The organism is Paenibacillus sp. 79R4, from assembly GCF_013393165.1.
Lineage (GTDB): Bacteria > Bacillota > Bacilli > Paenibacillales > Paenibacillaceae > Fontibacillus.
On record NZ_QJOT01000005.1, the window covers coordinates 367,942 to 383,445 of the forward strand.

The 15,504-nt window shown below is 39.7% G+C and carries 18 protein-coding genes, 9 tRNA genes and 2 rRNA genes; 13 read left to right on the forward strand and 16 right to left on the reverse strand.

Features of this window, described 5'->3' with window-relative positions:
* Nucleotides 1-69 precede the first annotated feature (69 nt).
* From DMN77_RS09575 to DMN77_RS09600, 7 genes are all read left to right on the forward strand, one after another.
* Entirely contained in the window at nucleotides 70-651 is a 582-nt protein-coding gene (locus DMN77_RS09575) for a sensor domain-containing protein (protein WP_179014633.1), read from the forward strand.
* Nucleotides 652-1,058: 407 nt separating this feature from the next.
* A complete protein-coding gene (locus DMN77_RS23875) occupies nucleotides 1,059-1,190 on the forward strand; it encodes a hypothetical protein (protein ID WP_256872314.1) in 132 nt (43 codons plus the stop codon).
* Nucleotides 1,191-1,272: 82 nt separating this feature from the next.
* A complete protein-coding gene (locus tag DMN77_RS23880) occupies nucleotides 1,273-1,401 on the forward strand; it encodes a GNAT family N-acetyltransferase (protein ID WP_249730343.1) in 129 nt (42 codons plus the stop codon).
* Nucleotides 1,402-1,658: 257 nt separating this feature from the next.
* The gene (locus DMN77_RS09585) at nucleotides 1,659-2,840 is read left to right on the forward strand and encodes an MFS transporter (protein WP_249730284.1); all 1,182 of its coding nucleotides are present in this window, start codon (nucleotides 1,659-1,661) and stop codon (nucleotides 2,838-2,840) included.
* A 150-nt stretch (nucleotides 2,841-2,990) separates the two neighbouring features.
* The gene (locus tag DMN77_RS09590; protein ID WP_179014634.1) at nucleotides 2,991-3,383 is read left to right on the forward strand and encodes a PH domain-containing protein; all 393 of its coding nucleotides are present in this window, start codon (nucleotides 2,991-2,993) and stop codon (nucleotides 3,381-3,383) included.
* Nucleotides 3,380-3,865, forward strand: a complete 486-nt coding sequence (locus DMN77_RS09595) for an anthrone oxygenase family protein (RefSeq protein WP_179014636.1) — start codon at nucleotides 3,380-3,382, stop codon at nucleotides 3,863-3,865. Before DMN77_RS09590 ends, DMN77_RS09595 begins: the two co-directional genes overlap by 4 nt.
* Nucleotides 3,866-4,668: 803 nt before the next feature.
* On the forward strand, nucleotides 4,669-5,295 hold the full coding sequence (locus DMN77_RS09600; protein WP_179014637.1) for a LysE family translocator: 627 nt from the start codon (nucleotides 4,669-4,671) through the stop codon (nucleotides 5,293-5,295).
* A 311-nt stretch (nucleotides 5,296-5,606) separates the two neighbouring features.
* On the opposite strand, the gene DMN77_RS09605 is transcribed toward DMN77_RS09600, so the two are convergent.
* From DMN77_RS09605 to DMN77_RS09625, 5 genes are all read right to left on the reverse strand, one after another.
* Nucleotides 5,607-6,137, reverse strand: coding sequence for a P-loop nucleotide/nucleoside kinase family protein (locus DMN77_RS09605; RefSeq protein ID WP_306434383.1), 531 nt, complete (start codon nucleotides 6,135-6,137; stop codon nucleotides 5,607-5,609).
* Between the two features lie 98 nt (nucleotides 6,138-6,235).
* A complete protein-coding gene (locus DMN77_RS09610) occupies nucleotides 6,236-7,327 on the reverse strand; it encodes a DUF3626 domain-containing protein (protein WP_179014639.1) in 1,092 nt (363 codons plus the stop codon).
* A 421-nt stretch (nucleotides 7,328-7,748) separates the two neighbouring features.
* On the reverse strand, nucleotides 7,749-8,273 hold the full coding sequence (gene def / locus DMN77_RS09615; protein ID WP_179014640.1) for a peptide deformylase: 525 nt from the start codon (nucleotides 8,271-8,273) through the stop codon (nucleotides 7,749-7,751).
* A 2-nt stretch (nucleotides 8,274-8,275) separates the two neighbouring features.
* Nucleotides 8,276-8,518, reverse strand: a complete 243-nt coding sequence (locus DMN77_RS09620; protein ID WP_179014642.1) for a helix-turn-helix domain-containing protein — start codon at nucleotides 8,516-8,518, stop codon at nucleotides 8,276-8,278.
* Nucleotides 8,519-8,808: 290 nt separating this feature from the next.
* On the reverse strand, nucleotides 8,809-8,988 hold the full coding sequence (locus DMN77_RS09625) for a hypothetical protein (protein ID WP_179014643.1): 180 nt from the start codon (nucleotides 8,986-8,988) through the stop codon (nucleotides 8,809-8,811).
* Nucleotides 8,989-9,150: 162 nt separating this feature from the next.
* Here DMN77_RS09625 and DMN77_RS09630 point away from each other — a divergent pair, with 162 nt between their 5' ends.
* The 6 genes from DMN77_RS09630 to DMN77_RS09660 all read left to right on the forward strand — a co-directional run bounded on the left by DMN77_RS09630 (nucleotide 9,151) and on the right by DMN77_RS09660 (nucleotide 14,074).
* The gene (locus DMN77_RS09630) at nucleotides 9,151-9,774 is read left to right on the forward strand and encodes a TetR/AcrR family transcriptional regulator (protein WP_179014645.1); all 624 of its coding nucleotides are present in this window, start codon (nucleotides 9,151-9,153) and stop codon (nucleotides 9,772-9,774) included.
* A 12-nt stretch (nucleotides 9,775-9,786) separates the two neighbouring features.
* Nucleotides 9,787-10,338 (forward strand): GNAT family N-acetyltransferase, encoded by a 552-nt coding sequence (locus DMN77_RS09635; RefSeq protein WP_179014696.1) that lies wholly within the window; start codon nucleotides 9,787-9,789, stop codon nucleotides 10,336-10,338.
* 173 nt (nucleotides 10,339-10,511) lie between these two features.
* Nucleotides 10,512-10,682 carry a cysteine-rich KTR domain-containing protein gene (locus tag DMN77_RS09640; RefSeq protein ID WP_483874234.1) on the forward strand — a complete coding sequence of 57 codons (171 nt, stop codon included), beginning with the start codon at nucleotides 10,512-10,514 and terminating at the stop codon, nucleotides 10,680-10,682.
* 558 nt (nucleotides 10,683-11,240) lie between these two features.
* Nucleotides 11,241-11,666 carry an RNA polymerase sigma factor gene (locus tag DMN77_RS09645; RefSeq protein ID WP_179014647.1) on the forward strand — a complete coding sequence of 142 codons (426 nt, stop codon included), beginning with the start codon at nucleotides 11,241-11,243 and terminating at the stop codon, nucleotides 11,664-11,666.
* A gap of 441 nt (nucleotides 11,667-12,107) precedes the next feature.
* A complete protein-coding gene (locus tag DMN77_RS09650) occupies nucleotides 12,108-12,245 on the forward strand; it encodes a hypothetical protein (RefSeq protein ID WP_179014649.1) in 138 nt (45 codons plus the stop codon).
* A gap of 605 nt (nucleotides 12,246-12,850) precedes the next feature.
* Entirely contained in the window at nucleotides 12,851-14,074 is a 1,224-nt protein-coding gene (locus tag DMN77_RS09660) for a site-specific integrase (protein WP_249730283.1), read from the forward strand.
* A gap of 47 nt (nucleotides 14,075-14,121) precedes the next feature.
* Here the strand turns inward: DMN77_RS09660 and DMN77_RS09665 are convergent.
* From DMN77_RS09665 to DMN77_RS09715, 11 genes are all read right to left on the reverse strand, one after another.
* Nucleotides 14,122-14,205 (reverse strand) — tRNA-Leu (locus tag DMN77_RS09665).
* 173 nt (nucleotides 14,206-14,378) lie between these two features.
* Nucleotides 14,379-14,455 (reverse strand) — tRNA-Arg (locus DMN77_RS09670).
* A 9-nt stretch (nucleotides 14,456-14,464) separates the two neighbouring features.
* Nucleotides 14,465-14,539, reverse strand: a tRNA-Gly gene (locus tag DMN77_RS09675).
* Between the two features lie 14 nt (nucleotides 14,540-14,553).
* A tRNA-Lys gene (locus DMN77_RS09680) sits at nucleotides 14,554-14,629 on the reverse strand.
* 129 nt (nucleotides 14,630-14,758) lie between these two features.
* Nucleotides 14,759-14,835 (reverse strand) — tRNA-Asp (locus DMN77_RS09685).
* Nucleotides 14,836-14,856: 21 nt separating this feature from the next.
* Nucleotides 14,857-14,930, reverse strand: a tRNA-Met gene (locus DMN77_RS09690).
* Between the two features lie 14 nt (nucleotides 14,931-14,944).
* Nucleotides 14,945-15,020, reverse strand: a tRNA-Val gene (locus DMN77_RS09695).
* A gap of 6 nt (nucleotides 15,021-15,026) precedes the next feature.
* Nucleotides 15,027-15,101 (reverse strand) — tRNA-Glu (locus DMN77_RS09700).
* 53 nt (nucleotides 15,102-15,154) lie between these two features.
* Nucleotides 15,155-15,227, reverse strand: a tRNA-Asn gene (locus tag DMN77_RS09705).
* A 5-nt stretch (nucleotides 15,228-15,232) separates the two neighbouring features.
* Nucleotides 15,233-15,349, reverse strand: a 5S ribosomal RNA gene (gene rrf / locus DMN77_RS09710).
* A gap of 59 nt (nucleotides 15,350-15,408) precedes the next feature.
* Nucleotides 15,409-15,504, reverse strand: a 23S ribosomal RNA gene (locus DMN77_RS09715); the annotation flags it as partial.

The window sequence follows — 15,504 nt, forward strand, 5'->3', positions numbered from 1 at the left end:
CTAGCAGATGCAATGAAGCTGATCTCAATTTGATCAGTTCACTAACCTAAAAGAAAAGGTGGTTCTCAGGTGAAAGAAATTATGATTGTTTCAAGCCTTAAAAATTTTGTGTATCTAATGCTTTGGTTTTTAATCGGTTTTTTGTATTTTTCGTTTTACTTAATAAGCATTACATTTTCTGTTGGGACAAGTTTTACTGTTGTTGGCATCCCTATTTTAGCGGGAGTGTTTCGTACCATACCTTCCTTACTAGAGCTGGATCGAAAGGCAGCTAAAACATATGCTAATATTCACATTCCATCTTTACATTGGAATACACATGAGAAAGTGACTAAGGAAGTATCAGACCAGAGAAATTGGTTCTCGGTAGGTTTCATGATGTTCCCACGGTTTCTTCTGGGCTTTTTAAGCTTTATTACTGCTTTCATATGTTATTTGTTACCGATAGCCATGATCTTATCCCCCTTCTTGTACAGGTCATTTGAGATGACGATCATGATGATTTCGATTGATACGCTGCCGCGTGCAATTTTTGCTTGCATCGCAGGAATCATTTTATTATTGATCTTGCCCCATTTTGCAGCAATAATTGCGAAAGGAGCAGGTAGTTGCACAAAAATAATGATTGAAACGATTCGACGTTCACGATGAAGCTACACTTAATTGTATCATAGGCTAAATAGACGGGATGTAGAGGGTTTTGACTACCAAATTGATAGCCCAACGCTTCTAACCCTTCATCAAACTGATGAACGTACTATTCAAGATAAAATGGAAAGAGGGATGATGACCGATTTCTTGTTAAAACAACTATTTCACATTCCATACACTGTCCAAGGTGTGGTACTGTTGAAGACTTTTGTAATAATGGTAAGAGGAAGCAACTAGATCATGTTGCATTATTAAACGTAAATCTCGCATTTGTATTTGAAATGAAGAGCATATATGCCAGTTTAAGACTGTCAAAGTTAAGTATGTAGTCTTATTCAATTCAACTTGCCTGAAGTTTAAGAAGTAATATGATTATTAAGTGGAGAAAAGGAACTGAGGAGAAGCTAATGACTATACGAATTTTAAATGAGTCTGATGCTCAGTTATACCAAGAATTACGTTTAAGTGCATTAAAAATCAACCCTGAAGATTTGGCTCAACTTATGAGAGAAAGGCTAAATTCACTCTTAAAACTGTAACAGAACGATTAAAACCAAACGATAATAAATTTGTCTTGGGTGCTTTGAGGATAGAAATTTATTAGTGGGAATTGTGACTTTTATGCGTGAATGTAGTCTTAAAATTGCTCACAAAGGGAATGTTTTCGGAATATTTGTGAGGCCAGAATTGCGAGGACAAGGATTAGGGAAATTGCTCCTGCTTAAACAGGTAAAAAAGGAAAAAAATTAAATTGGTTTGGAACAAATTAATTTAACTGTGATATCTAATAATGAGCCAGCAAAGAATCTATATCGATCCATTGGATTCCACATTTACGGATTGGAAAAGAATACTGTAAAACTTAATTTTAATCTATATATAGCGGAGATTGCTATTTTGACAAGAATAATGGAAGCCCATATTATGAAGGCTTTCTTCGAAATTTTATACTTTTTTAATTATTAACATTAAAGTTTAACAAAATCTAAAAAAAGGTGAATGATGATTTGATATCTAAACCGAGTAAAGTAAAAACACTTTTTCTTTTAATGGTTTGTGTATTTATCGCCACGGTTGCATTTGGGTTAATTATCCCGATATTACCCGACTTTATGGATAAATTCAATACAAACGGACAAATGATGGGGTTACTAGTAGCCACATACGGTATTATTCAGCTTTTTTTGTCTCCAATTGCTGGACGTTTTGCTGATCGCTATGGTCGAAAAAGAATTATAGAGATTGGTTTAATTTGTCTTACTTTATCTCAATTAGTTTTTGCTTTTTCAGTTCATTTTTGGTTGCTTTTTTTAGGGAGGTTGTTAACAGGTATCGCAGTATCACTTTTAATTCCCGGTGCTATGGCATGTATTATTGATAAAACGACAGAGGAAGAACGTGCTAAGGGTCTAAGTTTCCTTAATGCTTCCATCTCTTTTGGTTTTGTTATAGGACCTGGAATTGGGGGTTTTCTAACTACGTATGGATTATCTGTACCTTTTTATTTTGCGGCTGTTATATCCTTTGTTTCCTTTTTACTGTCATTTTTTTTGCTACCTGAAACCTTAGAAAAAAAGACACAGATGACGAAAGCGGACACCGATTTACCCCAACCAATGGTACAGCAATTATTACGTTCGATTCGGGCACCTTACATTGTTCCATTGCTTTTGGTATTTCTCTATAGTGTAGCTTTATACATTTTTGAAGCAATTTTTGGACTGTTTGTTGACAAACAATTCGGCTATACGGCAAAAGATATTGCGATGGTAATCACTATTTCTGCATTTGTAAGTGTTATGCTTCAACTGACATTGACGAATAAATTTGTTTCCCTCTTTGGTGAATTGAAGGTTATGAACGGAACAATGATAGCTGGTGGGATTAGTTTTTTATTTCTCTTGTTCACCACATGCTTTTGGAGTATCTTATTGCTGACTTGTTTGCTTTATACAACTACTTCCATTCTGCGTCCAGTTATCAATACAGTGCTATCCAAATTAGCTAATAATGAGCAAGGATTTATTGCCGGTATGAACAATGCGTATGTAAGCCTAGGGAGTGTAGTCGGTCCTATATTAGGGGGAATTTTGTTTGATATTAACACTTATTTCCCTTATATAGTAGGAGTATTAGCCTTTTTGGCAGGTACAGTGCTTTTAACATGGAAACATAGATCTCTTATATAAAAAGTAATCTTTTATAGGAAGAACGGGTGTACCTTAAACAAAAGGAATACAATAACCTGAAAGGAATGGCCTTCCACGTGAATTCATTCATCAGGTCACTGGTTAAATAATACATGGATGATTGGCTATATAAATTGGAGGAGATACAAGATGAGTTTTCAAGTTATGACTGGAGATCAAGAGGTACGACTGAATATTTCAGGGTGGACAGCGGCTTTGACCTTGAGGAAAGAGATCAAAATACCTTATAGCTCAATTGAAGAAATTCGGGTGGGGAAATTTCATTTTCCATGGGCAGCGGCTATAAAGAGAACAGGTATCACAACAACTGGCTATAAAGCTGGAATTTTCATAATTGAAGATAAGAAATACTTTTTAGTCTATCATCATGCAGATGAAGTAGTCATGCTTCAATTAAAGGGCTGTGAGTTTGATCATGTTGTATTTGAAAGTGAAAATCCTAAACAAGTGGTTCACGAAATGATGAGAAATTGTCCTTCAATCAACCTTAAAGATAACGCGCATAAAGAGGATGAAATATGATCGAAAAACTCACACCCATTCTAATATTTATTGCAGTACTGGGTTCCGGGTTGATTGCTGGATTGTTCTTTGCATTTTCGGCATTTGTCATGAAGGGTCTCTACCGGCTTTCTCCACAACAAGGGATTTCAGCAATGCAGTCCATAAATAACGCTGTGCTAAATCGGCTATTCTTTACTTTATTTATGGGAACATCTCTTGTTTGTATAATACTTGTGATTATTTCAATATTAAATTGGCAAGATCCGAATGCCATTTATATATTTACTGGCAGTTTGTTATATCTTCTGGGAAGCTTGCTGGTCACGGCGGTATGCAATGTTCCACTAAATGATACATTAGCCAATGTAATAGCCACAGACCCAGAAAGTTTTGGGCAATGGAAAGATTACTATTCAAAATGGACAGCTTGGAACCACGTTCGTACCATTTCAAGTTTAATCTCATTAGCACTATTCGTCTTCGTTCTTTGGGGAATTTAGGCCAATAAGAATAGGGGATGAGACGAAAGTTAATCTTCCGAAGAGATTACAAATAGTTATCGCCAGTTCTGATGAATTTAGCAAACCCATACAGACAAAACAATTTGCGATGGCATTCTTAAACAAATGCCAAACAGAACGTGTGTATACAAATTGAAAGTTCAGTTATCAAACGTTGATTGAAATGAGTAAGTTTAATTATGGTAAAGGGCAGTTGAGTAGGATATGGTTTGATTGGTTTAGTACAGGGGATTTATTGGCTTGCCGTTTGGATTGATCGCGCTTATTTTTAGTCGCATTATTTATAATGAATCAGGTCTGAGTGACAAGAAATAGATTGATTGATTGGTTGGGTTACTTTGGTTGGAGCCATTGTGTCACTTATGCTCGCCCTTCAAATTGACGGCAGTCAATATGCGTGGTAAAGTATCATCTCTCTTCGTTACAGCATTCCCTTCTTGGCAAATACCACAACAGAGAAGATTTCGTATGCTTGAAACAATCTTTGACCACCACTGATTGACGAAACGGTTCATCATATCTTATTGATAGTGATGTCAGTCATAATTATGCTTCATCGTTTGCAGCAGTGAGGTCTACTGCGTCTACCCATTTACTAAGAATTGAATGTCTTAATGGCTGAAGTTAATACCTGGTGTTTATATGACCGCAGGTAGTAAGACTAGCTCATAGAAGTTAATGATTGGACAGGTTTGAAGTTGCTTCCTGCTAACTCTACCCAGAAAAAATATTAGGGAATTAATAATAGTGATGAATATTCTGGTAAAAGGAGTGATGTTTAAATGATAGAGTTTTCAACTTTAGGAACATTTTTTGTGATAGTTTTAGGTTTGTTTTTAGTACCTGGCCCTGCGGTGCTTTTAACTATATCCAGCACGATACGAGGAGGCAGAATAACAGGGGTTCTGACAGGGCTAGGCATTGCAACAGGTGATTTCATACATACAATGTTTGCCGTTTTGGGGCTGTCTGCCATTTTGTTGACTTCAGCTGCTGCATTTAACCTTGTCAAATATGCTGGGGCAGTTTATTTGATTTATATGGGGCTTAAAGCTATTGCAGAAAAGCCCAATAAGCAAGACCTTCCTTCCGTCTCAAAGGCATCAAGCCTTCAAACGTACAGCCAAGCCGTATTAGCAGAGGTATTGAATCCAAAAACGGCTATTTTCTTTTTAGCTTTTCTGCCTCAGTTCGTCCATCCTGAAAAGGGTCCTGCGATAGTTCAATTTTTATTGCTGGGCTTGATATTTGTGATTATGAGCTGTCTTTACACGACCTTGATTGCTATTAGTGTTCGCCCCATTGGCCGTTTGATGAAGCGAGCTGCTAAACTTGGACAATGGAGCGGAAAATTTGCAGGTTTGATTTATATTTGGCTTGGAGTAAAAGTAGCTTTTCAACAGCGATAAAAATCCGTATGTGAAAATGCAAACTGCATTTATGATTTAAACCAAAACTTTGCCGTTTATTAAACCATATGATTACCGAAAAAATAAGAAAATGGACAACAAAGCAGGTTGCTTTTTTAGAAATTAAATCATAAATTTGCCGAAAGTATTTTAATAAATCATACGATTGCCAAAATTATATTGTTCTAAAGTCTCAGACTGATCAACTACCTCAGAAAAATAAGTTGTCGACTAAACAGTTAGATGGAATTGATATAAGGATAAATCCGGAAAATAAAGTGTTAAACTGGACTGTTTTTATATTTCTGGCCTTAGATTACCGTTTCCCCTTCTCCAGAAGGAGTTTCAAAACCGGTTAAATACTGGGCTAGAATGTCCTCGGTGATCGGAAATGCCGCATTGGCGTCAAAACGTTCACTTCGGATGAGTAGCCTCTGTCGTAACTCATCTGGCGGAACCTTTAAGTAAATCAGCTCCCACACGCCGCCATGCCGCTCGATCAGTTGCTTGTATTCATTGCGTCTTTGACGCTGCCAAAAGCTAAAATCGACAACGACATGGTATCTAGCCTGGATCAGATTCACCAATTCCATCCTCAACTTTTTTTCCGATTCTTTTTGATAGGACTCATAATTTTCCTCTGGATAGTCAACTCCAAAACGTCCGTGTGTGGACCAAATATCCTCATCTATCGAGAGCCGAGCGAATCCCTCTTTCTCCAGCTTTTGCGCAAAGGTCGTTTTACCCGACCCTGCCACGCCGCACATCATCACAATGATGGGAGCTGCGCTCGTACGCTTTTGCTCCACCAATTTTTCGATAACAAACTTTTCACGCACCACAATACTTCATCTCCTTATTTCCAGCGAGGAATTTGGTTTTTGATCTTCTACAATAAGGCCCTTTAGTGAAGTAATACTCAGCTTATATATTAGCTGGTTTAGTTCGATCTTCGTTTTGGCTTTCCAAATCTCACTAAAACGTGCCACAATAGTTTTAATTCCTGAAGTACCTCTTTATAAGTTCCGTAATCGCTCCATGATACGGGATTGCGTTTCAAGTCCATTACAGCAGATCCAATTATATTAGCATCGATAAAATTACTTTGTGCAATGCGTTTGGCCAAGAAAGGCATTGATGGACCTCTATAATCCGCAGGAACCTCTTCTACCATAAGTTCAAAACCCATGTGCCAATAAAGATCAATGGAATACTTAAGGCATATTTGTTCCAAAATTCTCCCTACATTAGTGTCCTTGAATGAAGGATCCGCAACAAGCACCTCCACGTCATCTTTAAGAGAAATTTCCCCATGAACCTGAGCTTCAATATAGTGGTTAAGATTGCGGGTTGGCTCTTTGTTTGCTGGGTCCGTAAACGGTTTTTCCAAACCATCCAGGAAATGATGGATTAATCTTGTTGGCGTCAGATTTCTTTCGCCGATTGCAAAATCTCTTAAGAACGCCTCTTCCAAGAGTGCAGCTAAAATGATATCAAACTCTTCATAAGTACCCTTTTCTTTTGGATCTTGATGCGAATCCAAATACGTGAATGTGGAACGATATGAGACTTCAGGGGATAGTAGAAAATAGCATGATCCAAAACGTGGAGCAGGCCCATCTGGATGCAACATCAAATCTAATGCTCCATATTTAGGTCTTTGTTTATTGGTGGTCCCCTCCTGGTGATATGCTCCTCCAAAGATCTTCTTCTCCCAAAGGTCACGTTCACCACCAGGGTAAGCTGACACGCTGCCATTAGATAAAGATGTTTCAAACTGACTCTTATATATTCCCTGCTCAAGCAGGGTTTCAGCAACGCTTTTCATAGTCGAGTCTGGTCTATCTGGATGAAAATGTAGGCCAATCTTTGCGTGAGACTTTAAATTAACAACAGCATTTCGAAATATATTATCCGAAATATTAGACATTTTAAGTATGTGATTAATTGTGGCTTTAGCTTCATGTTTATGATTCCTTGCATACTTTGTAATATACTCTAAAGCCAATAGTTGCGACCTTGATAATTTCATAAAATGTTGATCCCTCCTTTCATGAAAACCATTTCCAATAATTTCCAAATTAAAGTTTTTTCCTTCTCTTTCAACCTGCCGCGTTTGTTTAAATGTAAATTTTCACAATCAATCTTTAACAATAAGTCTACTGTTCCTGTTTCCTTCTGTTTCCCCAACAATATGACCCGATTGTTGAAGACAGTTCAAATGAGACATGGGAGTGAAAATCGCTAAGGTTGCTCTGGAGAATACGTGCATCAAATGGAACAAATTAGGTGGGGCTACCTCCTTCTCTGTTCATGCACGCCTTCTAACTTCTAACAACCCAACCTAGTGAATCCGAGCTCTCTTCGTTCAACACCCCAATCTAAAGGGATGAAATCCTGAAGTATACACGAGCTTGCATGAGAAAATAAATTAAATCGAGGGAGCACAAAGGTTATGGTTTAAGATCTCGATTGGTTAATGTGATAACATCCCAAAGCTCAATTTTTTCTTTTGTTTCTTCATGATATAGCCATCGATCTTTGACATGATCGACGAACAATACCCCGTTTAAATGATCGATTTCGTGCTGAATACAACGGGCAAGGTATCCTTCACCCTCAAGGATGATGGATTCGCCATTCCTGCTTAAACTCTTAACCTTTACCTGGTTAGCTCTCTTAACAAAGCCAAAATATCCAGGAAAAGATAAGCAAGCTTCAGCCCCCATCTGCTCACCATTTATCTCTAATATTATTGGGTTGATCAGCTCAATTAGACCTTCTCCACAGTCAATGACAATTATTCTTCGTAGGATTCCGACTTGTGGTGCTGCAAGACCAGCACGACCTTTGGCGGCATACAACGTTTCACCCATATCATCGAGTAGCTTTATTGTTTTCTCGTTCAACTCAGTAACTGGCTTGGCTTTTTTTCGTAAAATGGAGTCCCCAAAAGGTAAAATTTGCTTCACTGACATGTTTATGCGCCCCTCACTTTTTGAGGTGGTGTATAAACCCACAAGTCATTAGGCGTACAATCAAGTGCAATACAAAGGGCATCAAGTGTCTCACCTTTCATTTGCCGCGGTTGATTGTTAAGCAAAGCACTTATGGAAGCAGGAGTTAAACTATAATTGGCTTTCTCCATCAATAATCTTGCTAATGCTGCACCTGTCCAAATGCCCTTTTCCGTCATCACTTTACGTAACATCCAAACAAGCATACTAACACCCCGATATTAAAGTAGTACCTAATTTTATTAGGTAACACCTAATATATCACATTCTTTGGGTTTACTCAAACGATGCCCATTTGGAGCAAATGACTTGACTGATGCGAAAAATGTGTTGTCGACGAAAGGTTAGTAAAGCCCGGATATTAGTCTCAGGGTATCCCTCTAATCGCCCATCGTCAGGTTCATTTTGGCGCTTAAATTTGAATTTTCACAGCCTCAACTCGGTCATCTCTTTACCCTCGTTCACTGTATCATTCTTTGTGCCGAACGTTAGAATATCACGCAAATCCAACCAAGTTGCCAGAGGGGGACGACACCTTAGCAATGTCACGTATTTTTTGAATCATTCCACCGGGTGCGTCAATCGTATGCAGCGCCGGCGAAGGCTTCGCCCCGGCCAGCAAGCGTCGGCAATGGGCAAGTATCAATACACTTGCTCTGATTGCCGTTTTGGGCATCTGTGATATTCTCTTTGCATTTAGTCCAGGAGGTACTATTGAAGAATATACAAAAATATAAAAATTGAAATTATACACTAGTGTCGGTATAATCTATTATATAAGCGACAGTAGTGTATATTTTATTATATGCATATTATCAATCATTATGGAGGTGGCTTAATGGCACCAATAGTTAGCGAAGAATATAAAAAAGAGAGAGAAAGAGAATTGATAGAGGCGGCCAAGAAAGTGTTTATCGAGAAAGGATTTGTTCGTACTTCTATGCAAGATATTATGGACAAAGCTAGAATCTCCAGAGGTGCATTGTATAGTTATTTCGATAATATTGAACACATTTTTATCGAAGTCTTAAAGTATGATGACCAAAAAGACATACAATATTTTGTGCCATCTGATGAAGGTCCACTATGGCCGCAATTAAAAAAATGGGTTGAAGAACAGCAAATTTATATTGAGGCCATTGACCAAACATTGCTCTTTGCAAAGGCGGAATTCTTTTTATCATCTAATTACGCAAATGATAAAGATAATTTCCCTTACATTTCTGAACGCTACAATCGAACTACTGCAGTTATTGAAGAAGTATTAAATGACGGTATGCGTAAAGGAGAATTTAGACCTCAACAATCTACTCGCTCTATTGCGAGATATCTCCTATCATTTATAAACGGTTTAATGTTGGACACGTTTCAACTGGGACATAAACAAACAGAAGTAAAGGATCAATTATCCATCTTACTTTTCTCTTTAGAAAAATTAATTAATCCAAAGTCTGCAAAATAAGGAGTGATTGTAATATTGTTTGAATCATCAAGAGTGAGACTAAGAAAGATGACAATGGAAGATACAGAACTTTACCATAAGTGGAGAAATGATATAGAAGTTATGCATTCCACCAACCCATTTTTAGATGTTTATACAATGGAAGCAACTAAAGAATTTGTTGATAATGTTATTTTGGGATCTCATACAGCCAAAAGCTACATTATGGTTGAAAAGGGAAATGAAATACCAATTGGCATTGTATCATTAATCAACATTGATTATAAAAATAGAAATACTGAATGTATTATTGACATCGGAGTAAAGGAATATTGGGGAAAAGGCTATGGTTCAGAAGGGCTTAAATTACTGTTGGATTACGTTTTTTACGAAATGAATCTTCATCGAGTTTCCCTTAAAGTATTTTCATTTAATGATAGAGCTATTCGTTTGTACACTAAGATTGGTTTTCAACAGGAAGGAAGCAGTAGACAAAGTCTATTTAGAGATGGAGAATGGCATGACATCATTCATATGGGTCTTCTGCAAAATGAATACTATGAGAAGCAAGTAGGAAATTCATAAATGGATTATATTTATCCTTGAGTGCGAAATGCTTTTATTTTCGCAATGGTGGTGTTTGCTATTGGATTAGTTTTAGCATTCTTTATCAAACGTATAAAAGTTGAGAATTGATCACAAAAAAAGTATGATCCTAATAATATGACAGGGGCAATGTTATGGAAAAAATAAGTTGGATGTTATGCCCTATTTGCAAAAATAAAACACGGTTGAAAGTTCGAGAGGATACAATACTTGAAAACTTCCCGTTGTTCTGTCCAAAATGCAAACAGGAAACCCTAATCAATGTACAACAACTAAATATGTCAGTTATTAAAGAGCCAGACGCTAAGACGCAGAGCCGATAATTTGTGAGAACGTCACAATTATCGGCTCTCTCTTTTTAAACCACCTATGCAATATGGTTTCTGACAATTACAGAGAATGAATTAGACATTTGTTCTGGCGAAAGATTAACTTAACATCTGTTTTGAAATCTAACATTCATAGCCACCGCGTTTTAGCAAAAGACAATATTGAGCATAATAACTTCTTTATTTTAACTCCGGCGGCTTTGAGATAGGGGGGTTATTATGTACCCGAAGTTGCTTTTTGTTGTCCGTGAGAAGCCGTCACGTTACTGTGACGGCTGGATGTAGCAAAAGTTATTATCTTACACAACCTTAAAAAATCAAGTAAATATTCGGACGATCAGTGCGCCCATTTTTTATTCGACACCTTTCAAGGATTTTCCCTAGAAGGTGTTTTTTTATACCCTTTTTTGATTATTTTCGAGCTTTTTCAACATGTTCTTTTGGACAAGCCTGCTCACTTCGGGTCAAGTTGGCCCGAAGTCCAGCCCCGCTGCCGCTCCCCTCCATTTCGATTCGCCATGTCCCAAAAAAATCGAAATGGAGGAACGTTCTATGGTTAAAATTAATCTTCGGAATTTTTATCCGTTTTGCAATAATGATATTTTTCTCGATATTCCTGATGAAGTGGCAACAGTCCTGCTGGAAGCTGAACGGCAGGAAGAAGCGTATCGGCGGCGCATGTACCGTCACAAGGCGCACTATTCTCTTGACCGGGGAGATGGGATCGAGCATGATATTTGCTTCGTATCTCTGTCCCCTTCCGAAATCTACGAACGTAAAATAACAGCCCAACAGTTGCATAATGCTATCAGCGCTTTGCCAGACAAGCAAGGCAAACGAATTTACACGCATTACGTACTTGGCATTAGTAAATCCGAGATTGCTCGGGCCGAGGGAGTTTCGGAAAAAAACATCCGCAAGTCCATCAACCAAGGGCTACGGAACATGGAAATTTTCTTGAGAAATATTTCTGAATGAGGGTCGGTTTTGCCCTAGAAATGTCACGGTTATTGGAAGAAGATTTTTCTTCCACCAGTGTTCTATGATAACTGCATACCGATGACCCGGATACTTTTCAGGTGTGGAGGAGCCAAGCCGCAGGGTGCGCCATAACTTTTCAGCGATTTATTGCTTGAAAACGAGCGACAAACACCATCTACGGCAAGCAGAACTGTGGTAGGTCTGCCAGGCGACGATCCCACACATAGAATAATGATACTTACGGTTTGAACGCTTCACAGCATTGACCGTCGCGCCATCAGCATGGGGCGGGGTGGAATTCCCATGTGGGCGGAACCGCCGCCCGTTCAGGTCATCGTTTTAATATAACTAGGGAGGACGCCGCGCTGAAATTACTGTCCAATGACAGCCCAACCATACCGCGCGGCTACTTCCCCCTTGAAAAGGAGGTTTCTAATAATGAATGGAAACGAAGGGGCCTTACAGAATCTGATGGTTAATCATTGGAACATTGGAGCCTACCTTGGTTATGTTATTCAAGCAATGAATAATCTCGATTATGAGCCGAACAAAGTACGTTCCTTTTGTGCCTGTTAATCACCAGAAAGCGACGATAGCGGATGCGCCAAGACAATCTATGACATATTCGAGCGATTTTATCCGCTTTCAATCAGCCTGTGGTGGGCCGATCGCCAAGACTCGCAAGAGAATATCATGATACTTCTGCCTGGCCAGCGTCACTGCATTGGGGGCAGCCCGCTCGGATGGGGGGAGCTTCGCAAGAAGCTATGTGCGGACTAACCACCCGCAGCTTGGAACGCATTCTTTTATTATACATATCCCTAATCCTTATATTTGAAAGGAGGTGTGTCACGATTATGCAAATCGACTCTGGTATTCCATCGAATACTTTAAACGTTTATTCGCACATGTTTCAAGAATATTCGGACGTAGTCACTGTCGTTCAAATGTGTGAAATGCTCGGGGGGATTAGCACCAAGACAGGATATAAGCTGTTACAAGCCAATAAAATCAACCACTTCAAAATAGGTAGAGCGTATAAAATCCCCAAAATCCATGTTATTGCTTATCTTCACAGTATTATGACTCATCAACCGTCCTCTCACTGCGACGCTTTAGTGCATTGAATCATCAATTTTACTATGATATATTTAAAGTGTCAATGGAGAGGGATCGGTGCTGTGACCAAGGAGGTATTGAAAAACATGGTTGCAGGCCACCTTCAGGAGAAAAAAGGTCTTTTTTACATTGTTCTAAATTATAAGGATGAGGAGGGAAAACGGAAGAGTAAATGGATCGCTACGGGCTTGCCCGTCAAAGGAAACAAGAAAAGAGCGGAATCCCTCCTAATGGATGCCCGCAAAAATTTTGAATTTAAGCCTAATGAAGAAACCGAAAAAGCACAAGACAAACAAAACAACAAAGAAAACTCAGATGTTGACCAGACCTTATTTGCGGATTACATGTTGGATTGGCTGGAAACGGTGAAGCATAGGATCGAGCTCATCACGTATATCTCGTATGCAAACGCAGTGAAGGGACGCATCGTTCCATACTTCCGAGAAAAAAGCATTACTCTCCTGGAATTGAAACCTCATCACATTCAGGATTTTTATAGTCATGCCTTAAATGAATGGGGAGTTAGTGCCAACACGGTCATTCATTATCATGCCAATATACGTTCGGCACTTCAGCAGGCGTTTATTACGGATCGAATTACTGCTAATCCTGCCGACAAAATCATTCGTCCAAAGAAAGAAGCGTTTGTGGGCAGTTCATACAGCGCTTCAGAAGTCAATCAACTTTTAGGAATTGTAAAGGGCACCAAGATTGAACTGGCTGTAATCCTGGGAGCTTTTTATGGACTAAGACGAAGTGAGGTGGTAGGTCTAAAATGGTCTGCCATTGATCTGTTCAATAAAACGATCACGATCAGACATACGGTCACTTCTGGTTCACTGAATGGAAAGTTGATCACGATTGAGAAGGATCGAACAAAGAACAAGGCAAGTCTCCGTACTCTGCCTCTTGTAGATGCCTTCTACGACCTTTTGCTGCAAATGAAGGAGCAGCAGGATACAAACCAGTATCTTTTCAAGGATTCGTACTGTAAGGATTACAATGGTTACATTTATGTGGATGCTATGGGGGAGCGAATCAAGCCTAACTATATCACTCAACATTTTGCCCTGGTACTGAAGAAAAATAGCATGCGCCATATCCGCTTTCATGATCTACGCCATAGTTGCGCCACTCTGCTCTTGAGTAATGGCGTCAGCATGAAAGAAGTGCAAGAGTGGTTGGGACATAGTGATTATTCCACCACAGCAAATATTTATTCGCATTTGGATTACAGTTCCAAAGTATCATCCGCAAATACAATGAATGAAGTAATAAAAATATAAAAAAAGCTCATTAGAGAAATTCTCTAATGAACCACTTGTTATTAATGTGGTACCGGTGAGAGGACTCGAACCTCCACGGGTCTCCCCAAACGATTTTGAGTCGTTCGCGTCTGCCATTCCGCCACACCGGCACATTTTAATGTCTCCATCGCTCCTCTGGACAAAGGAGAGAATTGCAGGAGAGAACTTTTGAAACATCTTTTGAAGAATCCAGTAATACCAAGGCTTTAGCGGATAACTCTTTGACTTACGCTCACGATTTTGAGTCGAGCGCGTCTGCCATTCCGCCACGCCGGCTTATAAATGGCGCGCCCTAAGAGATTCGAACTCCTGACCTTTTGATTCGTAGTCAAACGCTCTATCCAGCTGAGCTAAGGGCGCATATTTAGATGGAGCGGACGACGGGAATCGAACCCGCGACCCTCGCCTTGGCAAGGCGATGCTCTACCGCTGAGCCACGTCCGCATAAATTAAAAAACTGGTGAGCCATGAAGGACTCGAACCTTCGACACCCTGATTAAAAGTCAGGTGCTCTACCAACTGAGCTAATGGCTCTCATAAGTAAATCTGAGATGAAGTAAAGAGCCTTTAAGCACATTCTATGGCAATACATCTGCAGTACCAAAGTGTCAATGAATCATTACTTCCAAAGAACAGAAAACTTCTGTCCGGATTAAGAGAAAATGGCGGAGCCGACGGGATTCGAACCCGCGGTCTCCTGCGTGACAGGCAGGCATGTTAGGCCTCTACACCACGGCTCCACACTATAAAATTAAAGCTAATTGCGGGGGCAGGATTTGAACCTACGACCTTCGGGTTATGAGCCCGACGAGCTACCGGACTGCTCCACCCCGCGTCAATTAGAATATATGGTGGAGGCTAACGGGATCGAACCGCTGACCCTCTGCTTGTAAGGCAGATGCTCTCCCAGCTGAGCTAAGCCTCCATATTTTGGTGACCCGTAGGGGATTCGAACCCCTGTTACCTCCGTGAAAGGGAGGTGTCTTAACCCCTTGACCAACGGGCCATAAAAAAATTGGGTTCCCCAGAAAGAAAAAACGTTACTTTCTGGGGATTTGACTCCCCGAACAGGACTCGAACCTGTGACAACTCGATTAACAGTCGAGTGCTCTACCAACTGAGCTATCAGGGAACATTGCTTGGCGGCTTCCTACTCTCCCAGGACCCTTCGGTCCAAGTACCATCGGCGCTAGAGGGCTTAACGGTCGTGTTCGGGATGGGTACGTGTGGAACCCCTCCGCCATCGCCACCAAACGTTCAAGGTTAATCCTTGAAAACTGGATACGAAACTTATTTTGCATATTTAGATGTTTTTGGATAAGCCCTCGACCGATTAGTACCTGTCAGCTCCATACATTGCTGCACTTCCACCTCAGGCCTATCAACCTCGTCGTCTTCAAGGGGTCTTA

Excerpts from the sequence above, each read along its gene's own strand:
- DMN77_RS23875 (WP_256872314.1), top strand. The coding sequence starts at position 1,059 with ATGACTATACGAATTTTAAATGAGTCTGATGCTCAGTTATACCAAGAA.
- DMN77_RS23880 (WP_249730343.1), top strand. The coding sequence starts at position 1,273 with ATGCGTGAATGTAGTCTTAAAATTGCTCACAAAGGGAATGTTTTCGGA.
- DMN77_RS09590 (WP_179014634.1), top strand. The coding sequence starts at position 2,991 with ATGAGTTTTCAAGTTATGACTGGAGATCAAGAGGTACGACTGAATATT.
- DMN77_RS09595 (WP_179014636.1), top strand. The coding sequence starts at position 3,380 with ATGATCGAAAAACTCACACCCATTCTAATATTTATTGCAGTACTGGGT.
- DMN77_RS09600 (WP_179014637.1), top strand. The coding sequence starts at position 4,669 with ATGATAGAGTTTTCAACTTTAGGAACATTTTTTGTGATAGTTTTAGGT.
- DMN77_RS09610 (WP_179014639.1), bottom strand. The coding sequence starts at position 7,327 with ATGAAATTATCAAGGTCGCAACTATTGGCTTTAGAGTATATTACAAAG.
- def (WP_179014640.1), bottom strand. The coding sequence starts at position 8,273 with ATGTCAGTGAAGCAAATTTTACCTTTTGGGGACTCCATTTTACGAAAA.
- DMN77_RS09620 (WP_179014642.1), bottom strand. The coding sequence starts at position 8,518 with ATGCTTGTTTGGATGTTACGTAAAGTGATGACGGAAAAGGGCATTTGG.
- DMN77_RS09625 (WP_179014643.1), bottom strand. The coding sequence starts at position 8,988 with ATGCCCAAAACGGCAATCAGAGCAAGTGTATTGATACTTGCCCATTGC.
- DMN77_RS09630 (WP_179014645.1), top strand. The coding sequence starts at position 9,151 with ATGGCACCAATAGTTAGCGAAGAATATAAAAAAGAGAGAGAAAGAGAA.
- DMN77_RS09640 (WP_483874234.1), top strand. The coding sequence starts at position 10,512 with ATGTTATGCCCTATTTGCAAAAATAAAACACGGTTGAAAGTTCGAGAG.
- DMN77_RS09645 (WP_179014647.1), top strand. The coding sequence starts at position 11,241 with ATGGTTAAAATTAATCTTCGGAATTTTTATCCGTTTTGCAATAATGAT.
- DMN77_RS09650 (WP_179014649.1), top strand. The coding sequence starts at position 12,108 with ATGAATGGAAACGAAGGGGCCTTACAGAATCTGATGGTTAATCATTGG.